Source organism: Dietzia sp. Cai40 (assembly GCF_014145165.1).
In the GTDB taxonomy this organism is placed as follows: Bacteria; Actinomycetota; Actinomycetes; order Mycobacteriales; family Mycobacteriaceae; genus Dietzia; species Dietzia natronolimnaea.
Map to the genome: position 1 here is coordinate 1 of NZ_JAALEB010000142.1, position 8,434 is coordinate 8,434.

General features: G+C 71.3%; 9 protein-coding genes. 4 read left to right on the forward strand and 5 right to left on the reverse strand.

Features of this window, described 5'->3' with window-relative positions:
* Positions 1 to 56 precede the first annotated feature (56 nt).
* Positions 57 to 599, forward strand: coding sequence for a DUF4112 domain-containing protein (locus G6022_RS06220; RefSeq protein ID WP_241731081.1), 543 nt, complete (start codon positions 57 to 59; stop codon positions 597 to 599).
* A gap of 60 nt (positions 600 to 659) precedes the next feature.
* On the opposite strand, the gene G6022_RS06225 is transcribed toward G6022_RS06220, so the two are convergent.
* From G6022_RS06225 to G6022_RS06240, 4 genes are all read right to left on the reverse strand, one after another.
* Complete coding sequence (locus G6022_RS06225; protein ID WP_241730556.1) at positions 660 to 1,763, reverse strand: hemolysin family protein; 1,104 nt, start codon at positions 1,761 to 1,763, stop codon at positions 660 to 662.
* Positions 1,760 to 3,118 (reverse strand): hemolysin family protein, encoded by a 1,359-nt coding sequence (locus G6022_RS06230; RefSeq protein WP_179523670.1) that lies wholly within the window; start codon positions 3,116 to 3,118, stop codon positions 1,760 to 1,762. Before G6022_RS06230 ends, G6022_RS06225 begins: the two co-directional genes overlap by 4 nt.
* A 184-nt stretch (positions 3,119 to 3,302) precedes the next feature.
* Complete coding sequence (locus tag G6022_RS06235; protein ID WP_182610169.1) at positions 3,303 to 4,181, reverse strand: P1 family peptidase; 879 nt, start codon at positions 4,179 to 4,181, stop codon at positions 3,303 to 3,305.
* Positions 4,182 to 4,234: 53 nt separating this feature from the next.
* Positions 4,235 to 5,494: an Ig-like domain-containing protein gene (locus G6022_RS06240; protein WP_182610168.1), complete on the reverse strand. Its 1,260-nt coding sequence runs from the start codon at positions 5,492 to 5,494 to the stop codon at positions 4,235 to 4,237.
* A gap of 250 nt (positions 5,495 to 5,744) precedes the next feature.
* On the opposite strand from G6022_RS06240, the gene G6022_RS06245 reads away from it, so the two are divergent.
* The 3 genes from G6022_RS06245 (at position 5,745) to G6022_RS06255 (ending at position 8,018) form a co-directional block, all read left to right on the forward strand.
* On the forward strand, positions 5,745 to 6,407 hold the full coding sequence (locus G6022_RS06245; RefSeq protein ID WP_182610167.1) for an NAD(P)H-binding protein: 663 nt from the start codon (positions 5,745 to 5,747) through the stop codon (positions 6,405 to 6,407).
* 82 nt (positions 6,408 to 6,489) lie between these two features.
* A complete protein-coding gene (locus G6022_RS06250) occupies positions 6,490 to 6,933 on the forward strand; it encodes a hypothetical protein (protein WP_182610166.1) in 444 nt (147 codons plus the stop codon).
* Between the two features lie 119 nt (positions 6,934 to 7,052).
* Complete coding sequence (locus G6022_RS06255) at positions 7,053 to 8,018, forward strand: NADPH:quinone oxidoreductase family protein (protein ID WP_182610165.1); 966 nt, start codon at positions 7,053 to 7,055, stop codon at positions 8,016 to 8,018.
* 196 nt (positions 8,019 to 8,214) lie between these two features.
* Here the strand turns inward: G6022_RS06255 and G6022_RS06260 are convergent.
* The coding region (locus G6022_RS06260; RefSeq protein WP_182691190.1) for an acyl-CoA dehydrogenase C-terminal domain-containing protein at positions 8,215 to 8,434 on the reverse strand (220 nt) is incomplete at its 5' end.

Sequence of the window (8,434 nt, forward strand, 5' to 3'; positions counted from 1 at the left end):
GGGCCGCCGCCGGGCCGCGGTGGCGAGGCGCCCCCGTCCCCGTAGGCTCGGCCCCCATGACCAGCAGTCGACCCGACCCGGTGCGGTACCCGGTGATCGATCCCGTGGCGGCGGGGCGGCCCGCTCCCGAGGTGGTGCGGACCGCCTCGTCCCCCGTGACATCCGGCCTCGCGCGCGTCATGGACGACCTGGTGCGGATACCGGGCACCAGGTACCGCATGGGGCTGGACCCGGTGATCGGTCTGGTGCCCGTCGTGGGGGACGCGCTGGGGACCGTGGTCGCGGCCGCGGTGTTGGCCGAGGCGATCCGCAACCGGGTCCCCGTCCACATCCTGTTCCGGATGGGCTGGAACTACCTCGTCGACGCGGTGCTCGGCGTGATCCCCTTCGTGGGCGACGTGGCGGACGCCGCGCACAAGGCCACGTCCAAGAACCTGCGCCTGGTGGACCGGACCATCGCCGAGGGCAGGCGCGTGGACACCGACGCCCGCGGCTACCTGCTCCGCGCGGTCGGCGCGGTGGGTCTGATGCTGCTGGTGTTGATCGGCATGGCCGGGCTCGCGCTGTGGGGCCTGCTCAGGGTGATCGGGCTGTTCTGACCCCGGCCGGCAGGCCCCCGACCCCCCCGGCCGGCAGCCCCCGGCCCACAGGCCCCCGGCCTACACGGAGGTCACGGGCAGGAGGCGCCGCACCACGTCGTCCAGCGTGAGGACCCCCCTGACCTCGGAGACGTGGGTGCCGGGGTGGCCGCCGGATTGTTCGACGACGACGAGGTGTGCCCGCGCCTCACGCATCCGGCGGAACGCCTCGGCCACCGAGAGATCGTGCTCGAGGGACAGGCTCGGCCGCATGAGCTCCCTCGCCGTGGCCGCCGCCTGGATGTTGATCGCGTCCCGCGCGTGCACCACGCCCACCGCGGTGTCGCTGTCCATCACCAGCAGGCGCAGGTGACCGGTGCGGCGGGCCGTCTCGCGGATCTCCTCGGGCGAGGCGTCCACGTCGACCGAGGACATCTCCTCCGGGGCGGCGGGGGTGTCCACGCCGCGCTCGCCCAGCAGGTCACCCACGGTGAGCTCCTGCAGCTCCAGTGCGTTGAGCAGCTGCCGGTGGTGGGTGTCGTCGAGCGTGCCGGCCTCACCGGAGTGGCGCACGAGCTCCCGCAGGGAGTCGGCGTCCTGCCCGGAGGCCACCTCGTCGCGGGTCTCCACCCCGATCCGGTGGAGGATCCGGTTGGCGAGGGTGTTGAGCATCACCAGCAGCGGGCGGGTGATCCAGAGGAAGCCCCGCATCGGTATCGCCAACAGCGTGGCCGAGTACTCGGGGTGCGTGATGGACCACGACTTGGGAGCCATCTCGCCCACCACGAGGTGCAGGAACGTGACGATGAGCAGGGCGATGACGAACGCGATGACGTCGGCCGTCCAGTAGGGCAGGCCCCAGCCGGCGAACACCGGGGTGAGCCAGTGGTGGACAGCGGGCTTGGTGATGGAGCCGAGCGCCAGTGCGCACAGCGTGATCCCGAGTTGGGATCCCGCCAGCAGGAGCGTGAGCTCGGAGGCGTTGCGCAGGGCGGCCCGGGCGGAGGCGCTCGACGCCGCCGCGTCCTCGAGGCGGTGGCGACGCGCGGAGATCAGCGAGAACTCGACGGCGACGAAGAACGCGGACGCCGCGATGAGGACGATCGTGGCGAGCACCACGACGAGCGGGTTGCTCATGAGGCCCGATCCGGCCTCGGCGGCGAGCAGGGTGGTGGTGGGGTTCATCGCGCGGCCTCCTCGACCACGACGTGCAGTTCGGCCGGCACGCGTCGTTCGATCCGGCGCACCTCGGTCCGGAGGACCCGGTCCGCGGAGAACTCCTCCAACACGTCCGTGTCGGGAAGGGGGATGTCGACACGGTCGCCCAGCTCGGGCAGGTCACCGGTCGTCTCGACCACCAGCCCGCCGAGCGTCTCGGCGTCCACCTCGGGCAGGGTGATCTCGAGCAGGCGTTCCACCTCGTCGAGATGGGTGTCGCCGGACAGGAGCCAGCCCAGACCCTCGCTGACCGGGGTCCCGGCGGCGAGCTGGGGATCGTGCTCGTCCGCGATCTCGCCGACGATCTCCTCTGCCATGTCCTCCATCGTCACGACGCCGGCGAAGCCGCCGTACTCGTCCACCACCACGGCCATCTCCGACTTCTCGGCGCTCAGGCGGGCGGCCACCTCCGGCAGGGGCAGGGAGGTGGGCACGATGATCGGCGCGCGCATCAGGGCGGACACCGCGGTGAGATCGGCCTGGTCGTCGTCGCACACCGAGAGCAGGTCGTGGAGGTCCACGATGCCGATCACGTCGTCGGAGTCGTCGCCGACGACCGGGTAGCGGGTGTGGCCGGTGGCCATCTTGGACAGGACCTCGTTGACCGTGTCCTCCGCGCGGACCACATCGGTGCGGCTCCGCGGGATCATGGCGTGCTCGGCGGGTTGTCCGGGGAAGTCGAGCATCCTGTCCAACAGGTCGCTGAGCTCCTCGGACAACTCGCCGGTCTCTTCGGACTCGGCGACGATGTGCTCCAGGTCGCGGGCGGTGGCGGAGTGCTCCTTGTCATGCACCGGCTCGATACCGACGGCCTTGAGCAGCGCCTCGGACGCCTTGTCGAACAGACCGATGAGCCAGCCGAACAGAGCGAGGTAGATCGTGGTGGACCGGGCCAGCCAGCGTGCGACCGGCTCCGGCTTGGCGATGGCCAGGTTCTTGGGCACCAACTCGCCGAAGATCATCTGCACGACCGTCGAGAAGAGCAGTGCCAGCACCGTGCCGACCACCACGCCGACTCCCTGCGGCACGGACGCCAGGCCGAGGAGTTCGCCGATCGAGCGGCCGATGAGCGGTTCGGCCACGTAACCGACGACCAGGGTGGTGACGGTGATACCGAGCTGGGCGCCCGAGAGCATGAAGGATGTTCGTCTGGTCACGCCGAGGACGCGTGCCGCCGCCGGGTCGCCCTTCTCCGCCGCGGCCCCCATCCGGGAGCGGTCGACGGCCATGAACGCGAACTCCTGGGCCACGAAGTAGCCCGTGAGCGCGGTGATCGCCAGGACCACCACGACTCCGACGAGTAGTGAGAGCGCGATGCTCATCCGGTGTTCCCCCTTCCGAGAAGGGGGCTGATAGATCGGGCCGGTGTATCGGCTCGGCTCACTGGAGGTGCTCCTGCGCTTTCGTCGGGGTCGCCCACGGGCCGGTGCCCGGGGTGACTACCGATTGTCCCGCCCATCGCCGGAAATGTCGACTCCGTTCCGGCGTGTGGCGTCGCCGGGCGTGTCAGTGGCCGGCGGAGCGTATCGCCCGGGAGACGGCGTCCAGCGCCATCAGGCGGACCGTGTCGACGTCGGCGGCCACCTCGCCGGTGGCCACGGCGACGAAACCGTCACCGTCGTACCGGGTGTGCGGCGGAGTCAGCGCCCGGGCGAGCCCGTCGTGGGCGCCCTGTGCGACGACGAAGCACGCGGTCTTGTCCAACCTCGCGTTGGTCATCACCACTCCGATGGTGGTGTGGACCCGATCGGAGGTGTAGTCGAACGGCGGGACCAGGTTCGCGACACTGTCGAGGTCGACCTCGGTGCCGCCCGGGTCGACGTCCCCGTAGGCGTTCACCGCGCACAGCGCCCCCACGACCAGGTCGCCCAGTGTGCTCTCCGCGTACCGGATCCCGCCCGCACGGAGGTTCTCCACCCCGCGCCACTGCGACGTGAACGCCCCGGTCCCCGCACCGAGCTGCCCCACCTCGAACCGCGGCCCGCTCGCCGCGACCGCGGCGGAGTAGCCGTCCTCCGCCGTCGGCCGGACCTTCGGGTCGCCGACCCCGAGGTCGAACAGCGCCAGGGTCGGCACGATCGGGACGCGTCCACCGGGAGTGGGCACGCCCCGCCCGGCCTCCTCGAGGAACCGCATCACCCCCTCGGCGGCGGCCAGGCCGAACGCCGATCCGCCGGTGAGGAGGACCGCGTCTATCGAGGTCACGGCCTTGTCGGGGGCGAGTGCGTCGAGGTCGCGGGTCGCCGGGGCGCCACCGCGCACCTCTCGTGAGGCCACCGCCCCCTCGGGGAGGAGCACCACCGTGCACCCCGTCATCGCCGACGGGTCCGTCCAGTGGCCGATCGAGACTCCGGGCAGGCGGGTCCGGGGTGTGCGGGGCTCCATCGGGCAAAATTAGCGTGCCGACCATCCGACCGGCAACGGTGTCGACCGGCCCCTCAGTCGGCGGAACCCTTCTGCCAGGTGCTCCACGGGACAGCCCAGTCGCCGTTCTGCCAGATCCCCTGCTCCGGGCCGCCGGTGTTGCGGACCTCGACGATGTCCCCGGCGACCGCCTGGTCGAAGTACCAGGACGCGTCGTCCGGGGAGAGGTTGAGGCATCCGTGCGAGACGTTGGTGTTGCCCTGGGCCCACATCGACGAGGCGAGGGCGTGGAAGTAGATGCCCTCGTTGGTGAGACGGACCCCGTGGTCGACGGTCACCTTGTAGCCGACGTCCAGCGGCAGACCGTAGGTCGACGAGTCCATGAGCACCGAGCTGGCCTTGTCGAGGACCGTGTAGACGCCCCGCTGGGTCCAGAAGTGCATGCTCACACCGTTGTAGGTCGCCCACCCGCCCTTGCCCATCGACGTGGGCATGGTCTTGACCAGCTCCTGGTTGTGGAACACCGAGACCGTCTTGGTGACGTCGTCGGCGATGGCCACCCGTCGGTCACCGATGGTGAAGTCCACCTCCGCGCCCTCTCCGCCCCACTGGCCGCCGCCGAGGTTCCGGCCCTCGGTGTCCAGGTCCACGTGGACCCGGGTGCCGGTGGCGTAGTAGTCCCTCGGGCGCCAGTGCGCGGTGGTGTCGTCGAGCCAGAACCAGTTGCCCTCGACGGCGGGCTCGGTGGTGACCGTCATGTGCTTCTCCACGGTGGCGCGGTCGGCCACCGGCTGATCGAATCTGGCGCCCACGATGATCCCGACGCCGTACTCCCGGCCCGACTCCAGTGCGCCACCGCCCGGGGTGACCAGGGTGGGGCTGATGATGGCCTGAGGATTGGCCATGGTGAACGTGCGCGTGTCGGTCCTCGGGCCGCCCGTCGCACCCCGATAGGTGACGTCCAGGGTGTAGGTGCGCCCGTACCCGAGGGTGACCGCCGGCTCCCACGAGGTCGCGTCCCGCGACAACTCGCCCTCGATCTCCTTGCCCGCGTCGTTGGTGAGGACCACCTCGGTCAGGGAACCGTTCTCGACCCGGGCCCGGACGCCGTCCACCACGGCGACGTCCGTCGCCCCGTCGGCCGGGGTGATCCGGAGGGTCGCCGGCTCCGGTGCCTGAGACGTCTCACTCGGGGTGGTCTCCCCGGCCGAACCGGTGGGGACGGGGATGGTGCATCCGGTCGCGATGAGCAGGAGGGCCAGTAGCCCGGCGAGGATGACGAGGGGGACCTGCGCCGCCGAGCGCGAGAGGTACCCGGACCGGGACAAGGACATGCGTGACTCCGAGGCAGAACTGAGGGTGTACCGGTGAGTACCGGCTTATGTGCACATGATGCACGTCGGGTCCGACACGACGCGAACCCACACGGGCGCATCCGGCGTGTCGTTGTGGAGTTGTGACCGGATCGGGCCGGGACGCCCCCGAAACGTGAGGAGCGTCTCGGATGGCGGGGTGCCGGCCACGGTCCCGCGCCGCGCCACCGAGGAGGCGCACGGAGCGGGGCGGAGGAGTACAACGGAGGCCATGAGTATCGAACGCCCTGTGACCATCATCGGCGGCCACGGCAAGGTCGCCCTCCGCGCCGCCCGGATCCTGTCGGAGGCGGGTGCCCAGGTCAACTCCGTCATCCGCAATCCGGACCAGGCCGACGACATCCGCGAGGTGGGCGCGACGCCCGTCGTCGCGGATGTCGAGACACTCGACGTGGACGGCCTGCGGGAGGTGCTGCGCGACAGCGGCTCCGTGGTGTGGGCCGCCGGCGCCGGTGGCGGGTGCGCCGACCGCACCTACGCGGTCGACCGCGACGCGGCGATCCGCTCCATGGACGCCTCCGCGGAGGAGGGGGTCGAGAGGTACGTCATGATCTCCTATGACGGGGCCCGCACCGACCACGGAGTGCCCGAGGACGATCCGTTCTTCCCGTACGCCCAGGCCAAGGCCGCCGCGGATGCCCATCTCCGGGAGTCCGACCTGCAGTGGACGATCCTCGGTCCGGGGATGCTCACCGACGACGCCGGCGGGGAGACGATCGGCGTGGGCGCCGACAAGCGGGACGACCGGGCCACGAGCCGGGACGTCGTGGCCGCCGTCACGGCGGCCGTCCTGCGACGGCCGGACACCATCGGTCGCACGATCGAGTTCTCCGACGGCGAGACACCCATCGGTGAGGCACTGACCAGGGAGTGACGCGCGGGTGACCCGGCGGGGACCGGTCGCCCACCGGGTGGGCGGGGCACCGCGCCGGGGGCGGCACGGCTATCCTCGACCGGTGCGAATCCTGGTGGGCGGCTCGTGGATCACGGTGTCCTGCGCACTTCTCACCGCGTTGTGGAGCGTCCCGCAGTTCCTGGCGACCGGCACCGTCACCCTGAGTTCGCACCCACTCTTCGTGATCCTGTTCCTGTTCCCCGCGCAGATCGGGGTGCCGGTGTGCCTGCTCGTGGCACTGAACTCGGTACTGTTGCTCTCCCGCGGCCGCCTGGTCACCAGCCCGCGACGGTTCCTGGCCGGGGGCCAGATCCTCACTGTCGCGCTGTTGGGCATCTGCGCGTTGCTCCTGGTCCTGCCGACCACGTTCGGGCGGGAGTTCATCGTGATGGCGCTGGCCTTCCAGGTGGGGCAGGTCGTGGTGGCCGTGGGGCTCGCACTCCATCTCCTGCGCCGCCGCCCGGAGACGGCCGATCCGACCCCGCCGGTGCCCACCGACCCGTGAACCCGGGCCCACCGACCCGTGAACCCGGGCCCACCGACCCGTGTAACCGGGTCCTCTGACCCGTGACCCGGTCGGCCCTGTCCCGGCGAGGCGGGTGTCCGGGCTGACACTATGGGTCCATGCGTGCCATCCACATCTCATCCCATGACGGACCCGCCGCCCTCGAGGTGGTCGACCTCCCAGAACCGGAGCCGGGAGCGGTCCTCATCGACGTCCACGCCGCAGGGGTGACCTTCCCCGAGGTGCTCCAGACCCGCGGGAAGTACCAGATGTCGCCCCCGCTGCCCTTCGTCCCCGGCTCGGAGGTGGCCGGCGTGGTCCGCTCCGCTCCCGAGGGATCCGGTTTCGCCGCCGGCGACCGCGTGTGCGCCTTTCCCGGCCTCGGCGGATTCGCCGAAGTGGTCTCCACCGAGCCCTCACAGGTGTTCCGGCTGCCCGACTCGTTGACCTTCGCCCAGGGGGCGTCCATCCCCATGAACGTCCTGACCGTGCACTTCGCGCTGGCGCACCGCGGCCGGCTCCAGCCCGGGGAGACGGTTCTCGTGCACGGCGCGGGTGGCGGGATCGGGATCGCCGCCACGCAGTTCGCCGTCGCGTCCGGCGCCCGCGTGATCGCGGTGGCCTCCACCGGGGACAAGCGGGAACTGGCACTCAAGGCAGGCGCGTCCGACGCCATCGCGCCGGAGGGGTTCAAGGACGCGGTGAAGGAGCTCACCGGCGGGAAGGGTGTCGACATCGTCGTCGACCCCGTGGGCGGTGACCGCTTCACCGACTCCATCCGGTCCCTCGGACAGGAGGGCCGGATCCTCGTGATCGGGTTCACCGGCGGCGAGATCCCCACGGTCAAGGTCAACCGACTGCTGCTCGGGAACAAGAGCGCCGTCGGGGTGGGCTGGGGCGAGTACTGGATGAGCAACCCCGGTTACCTGCAGAAGCAGTGGACCGAGGTGGAGCCGCTGCTGGCCGCCGGGAAGCTCGACCCGCTCGTCGGTGCGGAGTTCCCGCTGGACAAGGCCACCGAGGCCCTCGAGCTCATGGACGGCCGTGGCGCGGTCGGCAAGATCGTGCTCACCACCGGGCGCTGAGCGACCCCCGGCCCGGAAGCCCCGTCGAGTCCATCACCCCATCGAGAAGAGCGTTCCGCGCACCCGCTCTCGGCGGATGTGTGCGGAACGCTCTTGTCGACGAGACCGCCGGGCCGCCGGGCCGGCGAGCCCGACGAGCCCGGCGAGACCGACGGGCCGGCGACGGCGAGGTGAGCCCGGACCCCGCGGGCCGGATCTAGAAGGCGCCCTCCGGCATCCGCATGACGTCCAGGTCCAGGGCCTCGATGGTGGCGCGGGCGGCGGCGACCTGCGGCAGGTGGGCCCGCGCGAAGTGGCCGGCCACGACGACCTTGCCGGTGTAGAAGTCGTGGTCGTCGCCCGTCGCGTCGGCCAGTCGGACCGACGCCACCGTCGCCTCGCGGAGCAGCATCCACCCCACCATGAGGTCGCCGACG